Raw genomic sequence first — 17,021 nt, 5'->3', positions numbered from 1 at the left:
GCCAAGTCGGGCGGAATCGTCGGGAAGAGAAGTGTCTCGAGTGGTTTGGGTGCGTTTTGTCGTGGGTACACGCGATTCAGCACAGCCCTTGTGCACCCCTGCTGAGGTGCATGGCATGACTCTGGCGGGGAAAACCACACGGATGTAATTCATCCCCACCTGTGCACAACTGCTGTGGATAAAACCCACGGTCGGTGTCCGTGTGGCCCGCACGGTGCGCATCAGCGCGTTCTGACCCGCCTCGGCAGTACCGCAGCACCTCGAGCTCGTCGGGATCGACTCCGGCTAGGCTGGCCCGCTGTGATCACCCGCATGTCGGAGCTGTTTCTCCGAACCCTCCGTGACGACCCGGCCGATGCCGAGGTCCCCAGCCACAAGCTGCTCATCCGCGCCGGTTACGTACGCCCTGTGGGGCCCGGTCTGTACAGCTGGTTGCCGCTGGGCCTACGGGTGCTGCGCAAGATCGAGGCGATCGTCCGTGACGAGATGGCCCACATCGGCGGCCAGGAGATCCTGTTTCCCGCCCTGCTGCCGCGTACGCCCTACGAGAACACCAACCGCTGGACCGAGTACGGCCCCAACCTCTTCCGACTTCAGGATCGTCGGCGCAACGACTACCTGCTGGCGCCGACGCACGAAGAGATGTTCGCGCTGACGGTGAAGGGGGAGTACAGCTCGTACAAAGACTTCCCGGTCATCCTCTACCAGATCCAGAACAAGTACCGCGACGAAGCGCGTCCGCGCGCGGGCATCCTGCGTGGCCGTGAGTTCCTGATGAAGGACTCCTACTCCTTCGACGTCGACGACGACGGACTCAAGAATGCCTACCACGCTCACCGTGAGGCCTATCAGAAGATCTTCGCCAGGCTGGGACTGGAGTACGTGATCGTCTCGGCGGTCTCCGGCGCCATGGGTGGCAGTGCCTCCGAGGAGTTTCTGGCCGAGAGTGAAGTCGGTGAGGACACCTTCGTGCGGTGTCTGGAGTCCGGCTACGCCGCCAACGTCGAAGCCGTGATCACCAAGGTGCCCGAGCCGCTGCCCATTGACGGACAGCCCGAGGCGAAGGTCTACGAAACCCCGGACACTCCCACCATCGCCACTCTGGTCGACTGGGCCAACAGTGCCGGCCTGCCGCAGTTCGACAGGCCGGTGACCGCGGCGGACACGCTGAAGAACGTGCTGCTCAAGACCCGTGAGCCCGGTGGTGAGTGGGAACTGCTGGCCGTCGGCGTACCCGGTGACCGCGAGGTTGACGAAAAACGTCTCGGGGCGGCGCTGGACCCGGCCGAATACGTCATGCTCGGCGACGCCGATTTCGCGAAGAACCCGTTCCTGGTGAAGGGGTATGTGGGTCCGAAGGCGTTGCTGGACAACGGGGTTCGCTACCTGGTTGACCCGCGCGTGGTCGACGGTACGGCATGGATCACCGGAGCCGACGCGCCCAACAGACACGTCGTGGGCCTGGTGGCAGGCCGCGACTTCACCGCCGACGGCACCATCGAAGCCGCCGAGATCCGCGACGGCGACCCGTCGCCTGACGGTGCGGGCCCGCTGGTGTCGGCGCGCGGTATCGAGATCGGACACATCTTCCAGCTCGGTCGCAAGTACACCGACGCCTTCACCGTCGACGTCCTCGGCGAGGACGGCAAGCCGGTGCGGCTCACCATGGGGTCCTACGGCATCGGCGTGTCCCGGCTGGTGGCCGTCATCGCCGAGCAGCAGCACGACAGCCTCGGGCTGCGGTGGCCGGCATCGGTATCACCCTTCGATGTACACCTGGTGATCGCCAACAAGGACGCCGAGGCGCGTGCCGGGGCCACCGAACTGGCCACGGCGCTGGACCGGCTCGGCCTCGACGTGCTGCTCGACGACAGGACGGCCTCGCCGGGGGTGAAGTTCAAGGACGCCGAGCTGCTCGGCATGCCATGGGTGGTGGTCGTCGGTCGCGGCTGGGCCAACGGTGTGGTGGAGCTGCGCAACAGGTTCAGCGGTGAGACCAGTGAGATTGCGGTCGATTCGGCGGCCGTGGACATCGTGGCGGCGGTGTCGTAGCCGGGGAGGGGGAGCCGCTGGCTACTCGGGTCCGCCCGGGAAGGCCGTGGTGATCGGCCACTCGCCGAGGATCTTCTGCCACCGGGCGGCCAGAATGGCGCTCTGGGTCAGCGCTCCCACCGCGTAGGTTCGGTCCGCTTCGTTGCTGGACTGCTCGAGAACGGCCCGCCAGGCCGTGGCGACGTCGTTCTCCATCTGCAGGGCCAGCTCGGCGGCTTGTGATGGGTCGTTGACCACCATGGGCAGCTGATAACCCGGCGCGGCCGGCGGTGGCTCGACAGATTGCGCAGCCAGCATCGACAACAGTGCCTCGCGCTGTTCGCGATGCCCGGCGATGGCCTCGGAGACCAGCCAGTTGTCGTCCGGTGTGGAATGCGCCGAGACGATCCCGTACCCGTAGATCGTCGCGTGCTCGGCTGCCAGCGCGTCGTACAGGGCGGCGGCCGCCGGGTCCGACGGGCGAGCCGTCTCGGTGGGTGTGGGTTCGGTGGAGGTCATGTCGACGTCCTCGGCAGGGCCACGGTGTAGGCCGCGGTGCACGCCGCGGCGATGGAGCCCAGCAACCCGGCCCGATACCCCGACTCCCTGGCGGCGTAGTCCGCGGCACTGCCGGCTGAGCTGCGCAGGGCCGCCGCCACGTCGTCGACGCCGGGGGCCGGGCTGGGTGGTTGCGGGGTTCCCGAGGTGGTGGTCGTCGATGTCGATGTTGACGTCAGGGTGGGAGGCACCACCGTGCCCAGCGTGCGGGAGATCTCGTCGGCCAATGCCTGGGCATGCCGCGCGCGTTCGCCGGCGATCTGCACCAGGGCCGGCTGGGCGGCCCTGGGAGCCGCCACTGCCGCCGCTCGGGCCAGTTCGCTGTCGGAGGTGGCCAGGGCCAGTTGGGCCCGCAGCTCGTCGACGTCGGGGGGTGGGGGCGCGCTGCAACTCGTCAGCGTCAGCGCTGTCAGTCCCAGCGCACCGACCAGCACCTCCCGCCTGCGGAGCGGTCCGGTGACTCGTGGTGGCACGACGGGCACCGCACCATCCTGCCATCCGGTGCCGCACGCGCTCGTGCCCGGCCGTTTGGGATTGTTCACCGGTGTCCTGGCGTATCGTGGATGGCTGGCTCGGCGGCATCTGCTGCCGGACTGGTGCTTGACGAACTGACCGGACAACTCAAGATGAGGAGCTCGCCGTGACAGAGCGGTCCAGGGGACTGCCTTCACCGCCCCAGGTGATCGAGCTGCTCGGTGGTGAATTCATGCGTGCCGGTTACGAGATCGAGGACGTTCGTGTGGACACGTCCTCGAACCCGGCCCGGATCGTCGTCGTCGCCGACGGTGACACCCCGCTGGATCTCGATGCCGTCGCCGAGCTGTCGCGCACCGCCTCACAGCTATTGGACACCCTGACCGAGGCGTCCAGTCCCTACGTGCTGGAAGTGAGTTCGCCGGGAGTCGACCGGCCGCTGAGTACCGAGAAGCACTTTCGCCGGGCGCACGGGCGCCGGGTGGAACTGCGCCTCGGTGACGGTGAGCAGGTCACCGGACGGATCGCAGGCGTGGACTCCGGTCTTCTCCGGCTGGTGGTACCGGCCGGCGGCAAGGGGGCGATCAGATGGTCGGTTCGTGAGGTGCAGCTCGGTGACATCACCAAAGCTGTTGTGCAAGTAGATTTTTCGCCGCCCAGCCAGCGAGAGCTGGATCTGGTCGGCCAGGCCGGAACGGAGGCCGGAGCATGAACATCGACATGGCCGCGCTGCACGCCATCGAGGTCGACCGCGGAATCCCCGCCGGCGAGCTCCTCGAGACCATCAAATCAGCGTTGCTGACTGCCTATCGACACACCGAGGGGCACTCCGCGGACGCCACCATCGAGATCGACCGCAAGACCGGCGAGGTCAAGGTGATGGCCCGCGAGCACGACGGCGATGGTCAGGTGATCAGCGAGTGGGACGACACCCCGGAGGGGTTCGGACGGGTTGCGGCGACCACGGCGCGGCAGGTCATGTTGCAGCGCTTCCGCGACGCCGAGAACGAGAAGATCTACGGCGAGTTCTCCGCCCGTGAAGGCGACATCGTGGCAGGAGTCATCCAGCGAGATGCCCGGGCGAACGCGCGCGGGGAAGTGGTGCTGCGGATGGGCAGCGAGACCAAGTTCTCCGAAGGTGTCATCCCGGCCTCCGAACAGGTACCAGGTGAGCGCTACGAGCACGGCGACAGGTTGCGTTGTTTTGTGCTCGGAGTGACCCGAGGTGTGCGAGAACCCCAGATCCGGCTCTCGCGCACCCACCCGAACCTGGTGCGCAAGCTGTTCTCGCTCGAGGTGCCCGAGATCGCCGACGGTTCGGTCGAAATCGTGGCGGTGGCCCGTGAGGCAGGCCACCGCTCCAAGATCGCCGTGGCCTCCCGGCTGCCGGGCCTCAACGCCAAGGGTGCCTGCATCGGCCCGATGGGCCAGCGGGTGCGCAACGTGATGAGTGAACTGTCGGGCGAGAAGATCGACATCATCGACTTCGACGAGGACCCCGCGCGGTTTGTCGCCAACGCGCTGTCGCCGGCGAAGGTGGTGTCGGTGACGGTCATCGACGCCGGCGCCCGCGCCGCACGTGTGGTGGTGCCCGATTTCCAGCTGTCGCTGGCCATCGGCAAAGAAGGGCAGAATGCCCGGTTGGCGGCCCGGCTGACGGGCTGGCGGATTGACATCCGCAGTGATGCCGCACCCAACCCGGATGAGCCGGGAGACAGTCAACCGCCGCCCCGGCGATCCCACGACGCGCCACATCACCGCTGATCCGCCCGGCGCGTCCGGCTGATTTAGAGGGAGCGGGGCGTGACGGTAGACTGAGCCGTGGTCCAGCGCGAAACCTCTGCCGCCGACACTCGAAAGGCACCGGAATCCCGGTTGACGGGAAAGCACAGCCCGGTGCGCACGTGTGTCGGATGTCGGAAGCGAGAGTTGGCCGTCGAACTGCTTCGAGTGGTGGCGGGGTTCAGCAAGAACGATGCGGGAACAGATGTGACCGCAGTGATCGTTGACACCACCGGTAACCTTCCGGGGCGGGGTGCGTGGCTGCACCCCAGACCGGATTGTGTTGATGCAGCGATTCGGCGGCGAGCATTCGCTCGAGCGTTGCGCATCACCGGTCCGCAGGACACCTCCGCGGTGACCGAGCACCTCAGTGCCCGGCACACAGCGGAGTAACCGAAGGCAAGAGAACAGGCAGCGAAGAACATGAGCACACCGTGAAGTCCCGATGACCATGCGTCATAGCTAAACCCGAGGCGCGGCGCCACCCACCGCTGTCGCCTCCAGACAGGAGATGTAGTGGCAGGTAAGGCCCGCGTGCACGAGTTGGCCAAGGAACTCGGTGTCACCAGTAAGCAGGTGCTCGCCCGACTGAGCGAACAGGGCGAGTTCGTCAAATCAGCGTCGTCGACGGTGGAAGCACCCGTCGCACGGCGTCTTCGTGAATCGTTCGGTGGCGGCAAGCCCGAACGCAGCAGTGCACCCCGACCGGCGGCGACCAACGGCCGTCCTTCAGGTGGTGCCCCGAGCGGTGGCGCAACCCCCGGCTCGCCCGTGCCCGGCCCCAAGCCCGGTGCACCCAAGCCTGCGGCGCCCGCCCCGGTGGTTGCAGCAGCTCCGCCGGCCCGCCGGCAGCACCGGCACCCGCACCGGCGGCTCCGCCCGCTCGTCCGTCGGCTCCGCAACCGCAGACTCCGGCGGCCAGTGCCCGTCCCGCGGCTCCCGCCGCCCGACCCGGCCCCGCTCCGACACCCGGTGCACGTCCAGGACCTGCGCCGACGCCAGGACCTCGGCCGCAGCCGCAGGGTGGCCCCAAGCCGGGCGCCCCCCGCCCGCCGCGTGTCGGTAACAACCCCTTCTCGTCCCAGCAGCCGGTGGATCGTCCGGCGCCGCGGCCGCAGCCTCGTCCCGGTGCCGGCCCCGGTGGCCCGCGTCCCGGCGGTGGTACGCGTGCCACGCCTGGCAACATGCCGCCTCGGCCCGCGACCGGTGCACCCGGTGCCCGCGGCCCGCGCCCCGGACCCCGCCCTGGTGGCGGTCCGCGTCCCGGTGGTGCCGGTGGCGGCGGTCGTCCCGGTGGCGGTGGCGGCGGCGGTAACTACCGCGGCGGAGGCGCCGGTGCCGGCGCAGGTGCCGGTGGTGGCGCAGGAGCCGCAGGTGGCTTCCGCGGTCGTCCCGGTGGCGGTGGTGGCGGCGGTGGTCGTCCCGGCCAGCGCGGCGGTGCCGCAGGTGCCTTCGGTCGTCCCGGTGGCGCCCCTCGTCGCGGTCGCAAGTCGAAGCGCGCGAAAAGGGCCGAATACGAGAACATGCAGGCCCCGGTCGTCGGTGGGGTGCGGTTGCCGCACGGCAACGGCGAGACCATCCGGCTGGCCCGCGGTGCATCGCTGGTGGACTTCGCCGACAAGATCAATGCCAACCCGGCCTCGCTGGTGCAGGCGTTGTTCAACCTCGGTGAGATGGTGACGGCCACGCAGTCGGTGGACGATTCGACCCTCGAGCTGCTCGGCAGCGAGATGAACTACGTGGTGCAGGTCGTGTCCCCGGAGGACGAGGACCGCGAGCTGCTGCAGTCCTTCGATCTCACCTACGGCGAGGATGAGGGCGGCGAGGAAGATCTCGAGTTCCGCCCGCCGGTCGTCACCGTCATGGGTCACGTCGACCACGGCAAGACCCGCCTGTTGGACACCATCCGTAACGCCACCGTGCGTGAGGGCGAGGCCGGTGGCATCACCCAGCACATCGGCGCTTACCAGGTCGAGGTCGAGCACGACGGCAACAAGCGGCCGATCACCTTCATCGACACCCCCGGTCACGAGGCGTTCACCGCCATGCGTGCCCGTGGTGCGAAGGCCACCGACATCGCGATCCTGGTGGTGGCGGCCGACGACGGTGTGATGCCGCAGACGGTGGAGGCCATCAACCACGCGCAGGCAGCCGATGTGCCGATCGTGGTGGCGGTCAACAAGATCGACAAGGAAGGTGCCGACCCGGCCAAGATCCGCGGTCAGCTCACCGAGTACAACCTGGTGGCTGAGGACTTCGGCGGCGACACCATGTTCGTCGACATCTCCGCCAAGCAGGGCACCAACATCGATGCTCTCCTCGAGGCTGTGCTACTGACCGCCGATGCCGCGTTGGACCTGCGGGCCAATCCGGACATGGAGGCCCAGGGTGTGGCCATCGAAGCGCACCTGGACCGTGGTCGTGGTCCCGTGGCCACCGTGCTCATCCAGCGCGGCACGCTGCGGGTGGGCGATTCGATCGTGGCAGGCGACGCCTACGGGCGTGTCCGGCGCATGGTCGACGAGCACGGCGAAGACGTCGAGGAGGCGCTGCCGTCGCGTCCGGTGCAGGTCATCGGCTTCACGTCGGTGCCGGGTGCCGGCGACAACCTGCTTGTCGTCGACGAAGACCGGATTGCCCGTCAGATCGCCGATCGCCGCAGCGCGCGCAAGCGCAACGCGCTGGCCGCGCGTACCCGCAAGCGGATCAGCCTGGAGGACCTGGATTCGGCATTGAAGGAGACTTCACAGCTGAACCTGATCCTCAAGGGCGACAACTCCGGCACCGTCGAGGCGCTGGAGGAGGCCCTGCTGGGTATCGAGATCGACGACGAGGTGGAACTGCGCGTCATCGACCGTGGTGTCGGTGGTGTCACCGAGACCAACGTCAACCTGGCGTCGGCCTCGGACGCGATCATCATCGGCTTCAATGTCCGTGCCGAAGGCAAGGCCACCGAGCTGGCCAACCGCGAAGGTGTGGAGATCCGGTACTACTCCGTGATCTACCAGGCCATCGACGAGATCCAGGCCGCCCTCAAGGGCATGCTCAAACCGGTCTACGAGGAGAAGGAACTCGGCCGCGCCGAGATCCGGGCGATCTTCCGGTCGTCCAAGGTCGGCAACATCGCCGGCTGCCTCGTTCAGTCGGGCATCATGCGCCGCAACGCCAAGGCGCGGTTGCTCCGCGACAACGCCGTGGTTGCGGAGACGGTCACCATCTCGTCGCTGAAGCGGGAGAAGGACGACGCGACCGAGGTGCGCGAAGGCTACGAGTGCGGTCTGACGTTGACCTACTCCGACATCAAGGAAGGTGACGTCATCGAGGCGTACGAGCTGGTCGAGAAAGCCCGCACGTAGTGGCTGATCCAGCACGCGCACGGCGCCTGGCCAAGCGCATCTCCACCATCGTCGCCTCGGCGATCGAGTACGAGATCAAGGATCCCCGGTTGGCCTTCGTGACTGTCACGGACACGAAGGTCACCGGAGATCTACACGACGCCACCGTGTACTACACGGTGCGCGGTCAGAGCCTCGACGACGATCCCGACGTGGCGGGTGCGGCTGCGGCACTCGATCGCGCCAAGGGTGTCCTGCGCACAAAAGTCGGTGCTGGAACCGGTGTCCGGTACACGCCGACGTTGTCGTTCGTGTTGGACACCGTGCCCGAGACGGCTGCGCACATGGAGGAGCTGCTGGCCCGCGCGCGGGCAGCGGACGCTGACCTGGCGAGGGTTCGGGAGGGTGCGACGCCGGCCGGGGATCCCGACCCGTACCGTGTCAGTGGGGCGGAGGACAACGGCGGGGGACTGGAGACGGACCTAGAGAAGGATCCCGAGGACGCCGGTGACCGCAATCGACCCGAAGACTGAGCAGGATCTGGTTGGTCGGCGCGTGGACGCCGGCGGCGCCGTCGAGGTGCTGTCCCACGCGCATTCGGTGCTCATCGTGTGCCACGTCTTCCCCGATGCCGACACCATCGGCGCAGGGCTGGCGTTGGCTCAGGTTCTCGACGATCTCGGCAGGTACGTCCGGGTGAGCTTTGCCGCTCCCGCGACACTGCCGGACTCGCTGGCCACGCTGCCTGGCGGTCATCTGCTGGTCAGCCCGGACGATGTGGATCCGCACCCTGATCTGGTGGTCACCGTCGACATCCCCAGCCCGAACCGCCTCGGCGCGTTGCAGGCCGTACTGGCGGATTCCGACGTCCCCGTTCTGGTGATCGATCACCATGCCTCCAACCAGCTCTTCGGCACGGTCAACTTCGTCGACCCGGCGGCGGACTCCACCACCGTGCTGGTGGCCGACATCCTGGACGCCTGGGCCCGGCCCATCGACGCCCAGGTGGCACATTGTCTGTACGCCGGTCTGACCACCGATACCGGGTCCTTTCGGTGGGCCAGCGCCCGCGCGCACCGGCTCGCCGCCCGCCTGGTGGAACTCGGTGTCGACAACGCCGGGATCAGCCGCACCCTGCTGGACAGCCACCCGTTCGCCTGGCTGTCCATGCTGTCGCGAGTGCTGTCATCGGCGCAGCTGGTATCCGAGGCGATCGGTGGACGTGGCCTGGTCTTCACCGTGGTCGAGCACAGTGAGTGGGCCGCGGCCCGGCCCGAGGAGATCGAGAGCATCGTCGACATCGTCCGCACCACCCAGCAGGCCGAGGTGGCGGCGGTGTTCAAGGAGATCGAACCGCAGCACTGGTCGGTGTCCATGCGCGCCAAGACTTTTGACCTCACCCCGGTGGCCATCGGTTTCGGCGGCGGCGGGCACAAGCAGGCTGCGGGCTACTCGGCGTCGGGCTCCGCGGACAAGGTGATCGCCGAACTGCGCACCGCCCTTGGCTGAGCCGCCTCCGCCGACCAGTCGCACCATTGCGGGTCTGGCGTTGCCCGCGCTCGGGGTGCTGGCCGCCGAGCCGCTCTACCTGTTGTTCGACATCGCCGTGGTGGGCCGCCTCGGGGCGCTGTCGCTGGCCGGTTTGGCCATCGGCGGCCTGATCCTCGGCCTGGTTGCCTCTCAAGGCACCTTCCTGTCCTACGGAACCACGGCGCGCTCCGCCCGCTTCTACGGTGCGGGTGATCGCGGCGCTGCCGTCCGCGAGGGTGTGCAGGCCACCTGGCTGGCGGTCGGCCTGGGTCTACTGATCATCGCCGTGGTCGAGGCTGCGGCGGTGCCGATCGTCACGGCGATCGCGGGAAGCGACGGCATCGCGGACACCGCGCTGCCGTGGCTGCGGATCGCCATACTCGGCGCGCCTGCGATCTTGATCTCGCTGGCCGGCAACGGCTGGATGCGCGGTGTGCAGGACACCGTCCGCCCGCTGCGGTACGTGATCACCGGATTTGTGGCGTCGGCGATCCTGTGCCCGTTGCTGGTCTACGGCTGGTTCGGACTGCCGCGGCTGGAGCTCGAGGGGTCGGCGGTGGCCAACCTGGTGGGCCAGTGGCTGGCTGCCCTGCTGTTCTGCCGGGCGCTGGTGGTGGAGCGGGTATCGCTGCGGCTGGACGTCGCGGTGCTGCCCGCGCAGTTGGCCATGGGACGTGATCTGCTGATCCGCAGCCTGGCGTTCCAGGCCTGCTTCGTCTCTGCCGCCGCAGTCGCCGCGCGGTTCGGTGCGGCCTCGGTGGCCGCCCACCAGGTGGTGCTGCAGTTGTGGAGTTTTCTTGCGCTGGTGCTTGATTCGCTGGCCATTGCAGCGCAGTCACTGGTGGGTGCCGCTCTCGGCGGGGGGCATCTGCCGCACGCGAAGACGGTGGCCAGGCGTGTGACGGTGTTCTCCACCGCGGCAGCGGCCACCCTGGCGGCGGCGTTCGCGCTCGGCGCGACAGTGTTGCCCAAGCTGTTCACCGATGACGCCGCGGTGTTGGCGGCCGTGGAAGTGCCGTGGTGGTTTCTTGTGGCTCAACTGCCGGTGGCGGGAATCGTTTTCGCGTTGGACGGAGTGCTGCTGGGCGCCGGTGACGCGAAGTTCATGCGCAACGCGACGCTGGCCAGCGCGCTGATCGGTTTTCTGCCGTTGATCTGGCTGTCCCTGATCTACGGTTGGGGACTGTTCGGTATCTGGTCGGGCCTGAGCTTGTTCATGGTGTTGCGACTGGTGTTCGTCGGCTGGCGGACGGTCTCCGGGCGCTGGCTGGTGGCCGGCACCACCTGACGCCTACGTCTGGTGGTGCCACCGGGGTCGACGCGGCGGGGGAAGTCAGCTCATCTGGCTGCGGCCGCGTTCCATCACCGATGCGCGGCTGGCGGCGATGTCATCGCCGGTGGCCGACCGCATCCAGGCTCGTGCTGACTCGGCCTCCACCCACAGTGCCGCGTTGGTCTGCACGCCGTCGATGCGGTGGTAGGAGTCCAGCAGTGCGCGCACCGCCTGCTGGTTGTTGCCGACGATCGAGGCAGCTACGGCACGCGCTGCCGGCAGCAGCTGGTCGTGGGGCACCACTTCGGTGACCAAGCCGGCGCGCAGGGCGTCGTCCGCGCAGAGGTAGTCGCCGGTGAGGCTCATCCGGCGGGCCAAACCCACGCCCACCTTCTGGGGCAGCCGCACCGACAGGCCCCAAGTGGGCAGCAGGCCGACACGGGCGTGGGTGTCGGCGAAGCGGGCGTGCTCGGAGGCGATCAGGATGTCGCAGTACAGCGCAAGCTCGAGGCCGCCGGTGACCGCCGCGCCGTTGATTGCGCCGATGACGGGTTTGCGCATCGTTGGCCACTTCGGCGAGATGTCGGGCAGTTCGGTGCTGTCGCCGAGTTCCTTGAGGTCCAGCCCCGCGCAGAACACCGGATCGGCGGCGGTGACGATCACGACGTCGACGGCGTCGTCGACTTCCGCATCGGCCAGTGCCCCGAAGAGCTCCTGCCGCAACTGTGCTGACAGGGCGTTTCGGGACTGGGGGCGGTTGAGGGTCAGGGTGCGCACGCGCTCTTCGGTGTCGATCAGCAGGACCTCACTCATCGCTTCACCGTAGCGGTATGCGACATGGCACCTATCGTGGAGTCATGTGCCGGAACATCACCGAGTTACGCGGACTCGAACCTGCTGCGACACCGGTGGAGATCGAAGCCGCGGCCCGTCAGTACGTTCGCAAGGTCAGCGGCATCTCCCGTCCGTCGGAGGCCAACGTCGAGGCTTTCGAGGCGGCTGTCGCCGAGGTCACCGCCACGACCACCCGGCTGTTGCAGCTGCTGCCTCCGCGCCGGCAACCGCCCAAGACGGTGCCGCCGCTGCGCCGCCCGGACGTGCAGGCCCGCATCGCTGCCAGGGCGACATGACGGCGGCGCTCAAGGAGTGGAGCGCGGCGATTCACGGCCTGCTCGACGGCCGCCAGAGCATCCTGTTGCGCAAAGGCGGTATCCACGAAAAGCGCTTCGCCGTGTCGGCGCAGGAGTTCCTGTTGTTCCCCACATCTGTGCACAGTCATGCCGAGCGGGTGCGGCCCGAGCATCGGGAACTGCTGGCGAGCACAGACAGCACCGAGGCGGCAGTCACAGTGCGGGCAGCGGCGAAAGTGATTGCGGCGCAGCAGGTCGAGAACCCCGACGGTCTGGACGACATCGCCGACCTACACATCTGGACCCGTGAGTCGATCCAGACGGACCGGTTGGACTTCCGGCCCAAACATCTCCTGACAGTGCTGGTGGTGCAGGTGTTTCCGCTGCTGGAACCGACGTCACTGCCTCGGGTTCCGGAATACGGCGGCTGCAGGAGCTGGGTGGAACTACCCGTGGCCGCCGAATACGGCGACCCGGTGCGCGCCGTCACCGATCTCGGGGAGATCGCGCAGCGGGTGAAGAACTCCGTCGGTTAGAGCGGCAACCGGTCCGCACGGGCGCTGACCAGTGTCTGAGGAGCGCTCAACCGCCAGGCCTCGAACGTCAACTCGGCCAGCTCGTCTCGTTTGATCTTCTCCAGGTATACCACCACCCAACCGAAATCGGCTGTGGTGAACTGTATCTCGAAGACCGACGGCCGTTCGGCCACCAGGGCCAGCTGTTCGGCGATGGTCTGGCGCAAACCCACCGTACTGGTCTCCGGCCACAGGTAGGCAAACGTCCGCGACGACACGGTGAACTTGGAGTAGTTACGGTTGTCGGTGCGCTCGACGTCGTCGAGTTGGCCCACCAACTCCACAAAATCATCGATTCGGCAGTACCCGCGTCTGGCCATCAGGGGAGTCTCGGTTCGGCGGGCAGCAACAGCTGCGACGGCCCCAACTGCACGGTGTGCGTGGATCCCAGGTTGCGGGCGAAGCGGGGGAACCAACCTCCTGCGATCATCAACCGGATGCGGGAACCTGGAGCGAACCGGTGCGCGATCGGATCCAATTCGACTGTCACAGTGCGGGTTCCGTCCGCAACGTCGAGGCGCAGGTAGCCGTCGCTGACATTGCGGGAGCGGCCCTTGGAGTCGACCTCGCTGACCCGGACGAAGAGATCGCCGTGGCCGGTGTCGACGCTGTGCTCGATCACAGCGACAGGGGAGCCCATCACCACCAGCTCGGTGTCCAGCGGGGCGCCGGTGAAAGTCAAGACGTCGCAGCGCTGCGCCAGGCTGTCGTCGCGACGGCGACCGCTGCTGGGGGAGAGGAGCCGGCCGCCGACCGTCGGCGTGGGGTCGTTCGGATCGAAGGTGAAGCTCGCGGCGGCCGCCGCGTCGGGTTCCGGCTCTGCCGAGAGCCGTCCACCTGCGCGCAGATACAGCGTCGAGAACTGCAGGGTCGGTGGCCAATCGGGCAGTTCCCGCCAGCCGCCGTCGCCGGTGACACAGATGCGGACCGGGCTGCGCGGCGGCTCGTTCTGGTCGCCGACGTGGCGGCCCAGCCACTGCAACGATTCCCGCAGCACGTGTCCAGCCGCCTTGCCGGCCGTGTGGGAGTGCGTCCACGGGCCGACGGTCAGTGCCACATCGACATCGCGATCGCGCAGCGCCCGGTACTGCGCCAGCGTCTGCTCGACGAACAGGTCCTGCCAGCCCCCGATCAGCAGCACCGGCACCCGGGACTGATCCAGCGCGCGCGGCCAGCGGTAGCGGTCCCAGAATTCGTCGGTGGTGTCGGGGTGGTCCACCCACGATTCCCACCAGGGCGCGCCGGCGCCCAGCAGTCGTCGGCCCGCGGCGCCCACCGGAACATGGGCGGCGGCACGTGCCACGGTGCGCCGGGAGCGGATCTGGCGCAGCACCGAACGCAACCGGTTGGGGTCCTCCTGGTTGGAAACCAGGTAGCTCCAGCCCAGGAAATCGTTGACGGCGAAGGATCCGGTGCCCCACGTGGTGGCCGCGAAGTCGTGCGGACCCACGATGATGACGGCCGCGGCCATCTCCGGTGGTGGATCCTGCAGCAGGGCCCACTGCGTTGCGCCGAGGTAGGACGGTCCGACGGTACCGAACGAGCCGGTGAACCAGGGCTGGGTGCGCAGCCAGGCAGCGGTGTCGGCTCCGTCGGCCGCTTCGTTGACCACCGGGTCGAACTCGCCGCCCGAGCCGAACGTGCCGCGCACGCTCTGCAGGATCACGTGATAGCCGCGCGTGGCGTATACCGCGGCGTACAGCGTTGTGAACGGCCACCGCCTGCCGTACGGGCCTCGCACCAGCAGGGTGCCGATGGGCGTGTCGGGCACGTAGTGATCGGCCAGCAGGTCGACGCCGTCGCGCATCGGGATTCGGATGCCGCGCCTCACCTGGTACCCGGTGGTGGGTGGGGTGGTGCCGATCAGGCGGCTCACGGCGGTGCCCGCGGCGCGGGCCAGGCGGGTGCGCAGGGCTGGTGTGGCAATGCGGTCGGAGATCGCGGTCACCGCACCCAGATTAGCTTCTCTAGTAGACGTAGTGCGGGGCCAGCTCGTGGGCCCGGCGCAGGTTCTCCGCCATGCAGTCGACATCGGGTTCGGAGTAGATGGGGGAGTAGAACAGCGACTGCTGAATCAAGCCGTAGCTGGTCTTGAACGCCACCATGCACGTGAACCACCAGCGATTGTTCCAGTCGGTCGGCTTCATGATCCAATACTGCGCGGCGCGGTGACCGGCGATGTCGAGTTCGACGGCATCCGGCGGCAGGGTCTGTTCGAAACTGCGCCACACCACTGCCTCGACAGCCATCTGGTAGTTGCCCGCATCGAGTTTGCAGCGATTGATGGTTTCGATCTCAGGTGGCGTGAATCCGAGCCCGATGTTGTTGATCACGTCGATGGGCAGGTCGCGGCATGGTTCGAACGGTGACGGGTCGGTGGTCTCGAGCACCGGCCACTTGATGGTGGTGGTGGCCAGCGGATAAGGAGCTCCCGTACCGCGCAGCGCCACGTCGGTGGCGACGGGCGTCGGGGCGGGGTTGCCGACCATGATGACCACCGCGGCGAACACGGCGCCCAGTGCTGCGAGCAACCGCATCCTGGTGAGCATCACATCCCTTTCGAGTCGACGAGAGTTCCGCTGGCGTGGAGTGTACAAGTCGAGATGAGAACCTGTTCTAGTTTCGTCGCGCGGGGCCTCGCCGTCACTGGGCAGGCCGTGACTTCATTAGGCTGAGGTGTTGTGTCGACCCATGACCTGCCAAGCCGCAACCGGCCGACCCTGTGGGCGATCAGTGATCTGCACACCGGGCACACCGGCAACAAGCCGGTCACCGAGTCGCTGTACCCGTCCTCACCCGACGACTGGCTGATCGTCGCCGGCGATGTCGCCGAACGCACCGACGAGATCCGCTGGTCACTCGATCTGTTGCGCAAGCGCTTCGCGAAGGTGATCTGGGTGCCCGGCAACCATGAGCTGTGGACCACCGGCAAGGATCCGATGCAGGTGTTCGGCCGTGCCCGCTACGACTATCTGGTGCAGATGTGCGACGAGATGGGCATCGTCACTCCGGAGCACCCGTTTCCGGTGTGGACCGACGAAGGCGGCCCGGCCACCATCGTGCCGATGTTCCTGCTCTACGACTACACGTTCCTTCCCGCCGGGGCAGCCACCAAGAGCGAAGGTCTGGCCATCGCCCGCGAGAACAACGTGGTGGCCACCGACGAGTTCCTGCTGTCCAGCGAGCCGTACGCCACCAAGGACGCCTGGTGTCGGGACCGGTTGTCGCACACCAGGAAACGGCTCGAAGACCTGGACTGGATGATGCCGACGGTGCTGGTGAACCACTTTCCGCTGGTGCGCGAACCCTGCGACGTGCTGTTCTATCCGGAATTCTCGCTGTGGTGCGGTACCACCGAGACCAGGGACTGGCACACCCGTTACAACGCGGTGTGCTCGGTGTACGGGCACCTGCACATCCCGCGCACCACCTGGTACGACGACGTGCGGTTCGAAGAGGTGTCGGTGGGCTATCCGCGAGAATGGCGGCGCCGCAAGCCCTATCGCTGGCTGCGTCAGATCCTGCCCGACCCGAAGTACGCGCCGGGCTACCTCAACGACTTCGGTGGTCACTTCGTCATCACCCCGGAGATGAAGGCGCAGTCCGAGCAGTTCCGCGAGCGTCTGCGCAGTAGGAAGTCATGACCAAACTCCTCGATGCTGTCACTCCGACAACCGTGCGGACCGCCGAGGTGTACGCCGACCCGCCCGATCTGCACCCGTTACCCGAAGAGGCGCCGCTGGTGGCGAAGTCGGTGGCCAAGCGGCGCAACGAGTTCGTGACGGTCCGGTACTGCGCGCGGCTGGCGCTGGCCGAACTCGGCGAGCCCGAGGTGCCGATTCTCAAGGGGGACAAGGGAGAACCCTGTTGGCCTTCGGGCATTGTCGGCAGCCTCACTCACTGCACGGGCTACCGCGGCGCGGTGGTGGCGCACCGGAGCCAGGTGCGCTCCGTCGGGATCGACGCCGAACCGCACGACGTACTGCCCGAAGGAGTGTTGGGCGCGGTGAGCCTGCCGGTGGAGCGCACTGAGATCTCGATGCTGCCGGCGGGGCTGCACTGGGACCGGATCCTGTTTTGTGCCAAAGAGGCCACCTACAAGGCATGGTTTCCGTTGACCCACCGCTGGCTGGGCTTCGAGGACGCGCACATCACGTTCAGCGTGGACGGCGGAGGTGAGTCGGGCGGCTTCGAGTCGGCGATCCTGATCGACCCGGCGGCCGAACACGGCCCGCCGCTGACCCGGCTGCGTGGTCGGTGGTCGGTGGCCGGCGGCCTGGCCTTGACGGCGATCGTGCTGTGAGCCCGGACCCGGGAATCGTCGTCGTCGACA

Annotated in this window: 17 protein-coding genes and 1 pseudogene; 12 read left to right on the top strand and 6 right to left on the bottom strand. The window is 67.7% G+C overall.

The window, feature by feature from the left end; genetic code table 11:
* The first annotated feature begins 300 nt into the window (after positions 1 to 300).
* A complete protein-coding gene (locus BVC93_RS30025) occupies positions 301 to 2,052 on the top strand; it encodes a proline--tRNA ligase (RefSeq protein WP_083740583.1) in 1,752 nt (583 codons plus the stop codon).
* Positions 2,053 to 2,073: 21 nt separating this feature from the next.
* On the opposite strand, the gene BVC93_RS30020 is transcribed toward BVC93_RS30025, so the two are convergent.
* Positions 2,074 to 2,550 (bottom strand): ferritin-like domain-containing protein, encoded by a 477-nt coding sequence (locus BVC93_RS30020; RefSeq protein WP_083740582.1) that lies wholly within the window; start codon positions 2,548 to 2,550, stop codon positions 2,074 to 2,076.
* Entirely contained in the window at positions 2,547 to 3,071 is a 525-nt protein-coding gene (locus BVC93_RS30015) for a hypothetical protein (RefSeq protein ID WP_083741468.1), read from the bottom strand. Before BVC93_RS30015 ends, BVC93_RS30020 begins: the two co-directional genes overlap by 4 nt.
* 224 nt (positions 3,072 to 3,295) lie before the next feature.
* Here BVC93_RS30015 and rimP point away from each other — a divergent pair, with 224 nt between their 5' ends.
* The 7 genes and pseudogenes from rimP (at position 3,296) to BVC93_RS29980 (ending at position 10,998) form a co-directional block, all read left to right on the top strand.
* Positions 3,296 to 3,775, top strand: coding sequence for a ribosome maturation factor RimP (gene rimP, locus BVC93_RS30010; protein ID WP_236950523.1), 480 nt, complete (start codon positions 3,296 to 3,298; stop codon positions 3,773 to 3,775).
* Complete coding sequence (gene nusA, locus BVC93_RS30005) at positions 3,772 to 4,827, top strand: transcription termination factor NusA (protein WP_083740580.1); 1,056 nt, start codon at positions 3,772 to 3,774, stop codon at positions 4,825 to 4,827. The genes rimP and nusA overlap by 4 nt, the downstream gene beginning before the upstream one ends.
* A gap of 57 nt (positions 4,828 to 4,884) precedes the next feature.
* Complete coding sequence (locus tag BVC93_RS30000) at positions 4,885 to 5,238, top strand: YlxR family protein (RefSeq protein WP_083740579.1); 354 nt, start codon at positions 4,885 to 4,887, stop codon at positions 5,236 to 5,238.
* 123 nt (positions 5,239 to 5,361) lie between these two features.
* Positions 5,362 to 8,201: pseudogene (gene infB / locus BVC93_RS29995) on the top strand (translation initiation factor IF-2).
* Positions 8,201 to 8,713, top strand: a complete 513-nt coding sequence (rbfA, locus tag BVC93_RS29990) for a 30S ribosome-binding factor RbfA (RefSeq protein WP_083740578.1) — start codon at positions 8,201 to 8,203, stop codon at positions 8,711 to 8,713. The pseudogene infB and the gene rbfA overlap by 1 nt, the downstream one beginning before the upstream one ends.
* Positions 8,688 to 9,689: a DHH family phosphoesterase gene (locus tag BVC93_RS29985; protein ID WP_083740577.1), complete on the top strand. Its 1,002-nt coding sequence runs from the start codon at positions 8,688 to 8,690 to the stop codon at positions 9,687 to 9,689. Before rbfA ends, BVC93_RS29985 begins: the two co-directional genes overlap by 26 nt.
* Positions 9,682 to 10,998 carry an MATE family efflux transporter gene (locus BVC93_RS29980; RefSeq protein ID WP_083740576.1) on the top strand — a complete coding sequence of 439 codons (1,317 nt, stop codon included), beginning with the start codon at positions 9,682 to 9,684 and terminating at the stop codon, positions 10,996 to 10,998. Before BVC93_RS29985 ends, BVC93_RS29980 begins: the two co-directional genes overlap by 8 nt.
* Positions 10,999 to 11,043: 45 nt before the next feature.
* Here BVC93_RS29980 and BVC93_RS29975 read toward each other — a convergent pair whose 3' ends face one another.
* Complete coding sequence (locus BVC93_RS29975; RefSeq protein ID WP_083740575.1) at positions 11,044 to 11,796, bottom strand: enoyl-CoA hydratase; 753 nt, start codon at positions 11,794 to 11,796, stop codon at positions 11,044 to 11,046.
* A 44-nt stretch (positions 11,797 to 11,840) separates the two neighbouring features.
* On the opposite strand from BVC93_RS29975, the gene BVC93_RS29970 reads away from it, so the two are divergent.
* Both BVC93_RS29970 and BVC93_RS29965 read left to right on the top strand, forming a co-directional pair.
* Entirely contained in the window at positions 11,841 to 12,113 is a 273-nt protein-coding gene (locus BVC93_RS29970) for a DUF2277 domain-containing protein (RefSeq protein ID WP_083740574.1), read from the top strand.
* Positions 12,110 to 12,649 carry a DUF1802 family protein gene (locus tag BVC93_RS29965; protein ID WP_083740573.1) on the top strand — a complete coding sequence of 180 codons (540 nt, stop codon included), beginning with the start codon at positions 12,110 to 12,112 and terminating at the stop codon, positions 12,647 to 12,649. Before BVC93_RS29970 ends, BVC93_RS29965 begins: the two co-directional genes overlap by 4 nt.
* Here BVC93_RS29965 and BVC93_RS29960 read toward each other — a convergent pair.
* The 3 genes from BVC93_RS29960 to BVC93_RS29950 are packed head-to-tail and all read right to left on the bottom strand — an operon-like array spanning position 12,646 to position 15,237.
* The gene (locus tag BVC93_RS29960; RefSeq protein WP_083740572.1) at positions 12,646 to 13,008 is read right to left on the bottom strand and encodes an MmcQ/YjbR family DNA-binding protein; all 363 of its coding nucleotides are present in this window, start codon (positions 13,006 to 13,008) and stop codon (positions 12,646 to 12,648) included. The two genes, BVC93_RS29965 and BVC93_RS29960, sit on opposite strands and share 4 nt — an antisense overlap.
* Entirely contained in the window at positions 13,008 to 14,636 is a 1,629-nt protein-coding gene (locus BVC93_RS29955; RefSeq protein ID WP_442928996.1) for a CocE/NonD family hydrolase, read from the bottom strand. The genes BVC93_RS29960 and BVC93_RS29955 overlap by 1 nt, the downstream gene beginning before the upstream one ends.
* A 19-nt stretch (positions 14,637 to 14,655) precedes the next feature.
* Entirely contained in the window at positions 14,656 to 15,237 is a 582-nt protein-coding gene (locus BVC93_RS29950; RefSeq protein WP_083740570.1) for a DUF3558 domain-containing protein, read from the bottom strand.
* 132 nt (positions 15,238 to 15,369) lie between these two features.
* Between BVC93_RS29950 and BVC93_RS29945 the strand changes: the two genes are divergently transcribed.
* Both BVC93_RS29945 and pptT read left to right on the top strand, forming a co-directional pair.
* Positions 15,370 to 16,332, top strand: a complete 963-nt coding sequence (locus tag BVC93_RS29945; RefSeq protein WP_083740569.1) for a metallophosphoesterase family protein — start codon at positions 15,370 to 15,372, stop codon at positions 16,330 to 16,332.
* Positions 16,329 to 16,991, top strand: a complete 663-nt coding sequence (gene pptT / locus BVC93_RS29940) for a 4'-phosphopantetheinyl transferase PptT (protein WP_083740568.1) — start codon at positions 16,329 to 16,331, stop codon at positions 16,989 to 16,991. Before BVC93_RS29945 ends, pptT begins: the two co-directional genes overlap by 4 nt.
* Positions 16,992 to 17,021: the final 30 nt, after the last annotated feature.

It is taken from the genome of Mycobacterium sp. MS1601, from assembly GCF_001984215.1.
Classification (GTDB): Bacteria; Actinomycetota; Actinomycetes; order Mycobacteriales; family Mycobacteriaceae; genus Mycobacterium.
This window is presented reverse-complemented; position numbering and strand designations above follow the sequence as displayed.

Coding starts and splice junctions, on each gene's coding strand:
- pptT (WP_083740568.1), top strand. CDS start 16,329: ATGACCAAACTCCTCGATGCTGTCACTCCGACAACCGTGCGGACCGCC.
- BVC93_RS29970 (WP_083740574.1), top strand. CDS start 11,841: ATGTGCCGGAACATCACCGAGTTACGCGGACTCGAACCTGCTGCGACA.
- rimP (WP_236950523.1), top strand. CDS start 3,296: ATGCGTGCCGGTTACGAGATCGAGGACGTTCGTGTGGACACGTCCTCG.
- BVC93_RS30020 (WP_083740582.1), bottom strand. CDS start 2,550: ATGACCTCCACCGAACCCACACCCACCGAGACGGCTCGCCCGTCGGAC.
- BVC93_RS29960 (WP_083740572.1), bottom strand. CDS start 13,008: ATGGCCAGACGCGGGTACTGCCGAATCGATGATTTTGTGGAGTTGGTG.
- nusA (WP_083740580.1), top strand. CDS start 3,772: ATGAACATCGACATGGCCGCGCTGCACGCCATCGAGGTCGACCGCGGA.
- BVC93_RS29950 (WP_083740570.1), bottom strand. CDS start 15,237: ATGCTCACCAGGATGCGGTTGCTCGCAGCACTGGGCGCCGTGTTCGCC.
- BVC93_RS29965 (WP_083740573.1), top strand. CDS start 12,110: ATGACGGCGGCGCTCAAGGAGTGGAGCGCGGCGATTCACGGCCTGCTC.
- BVC93_RS29975 (WP_083740575.1), bottom strand. CDS start 11,796: ATGAGTGAGGTCCTGCTGATCGACACCGAAGAGCGCGTGCGCACCCTG.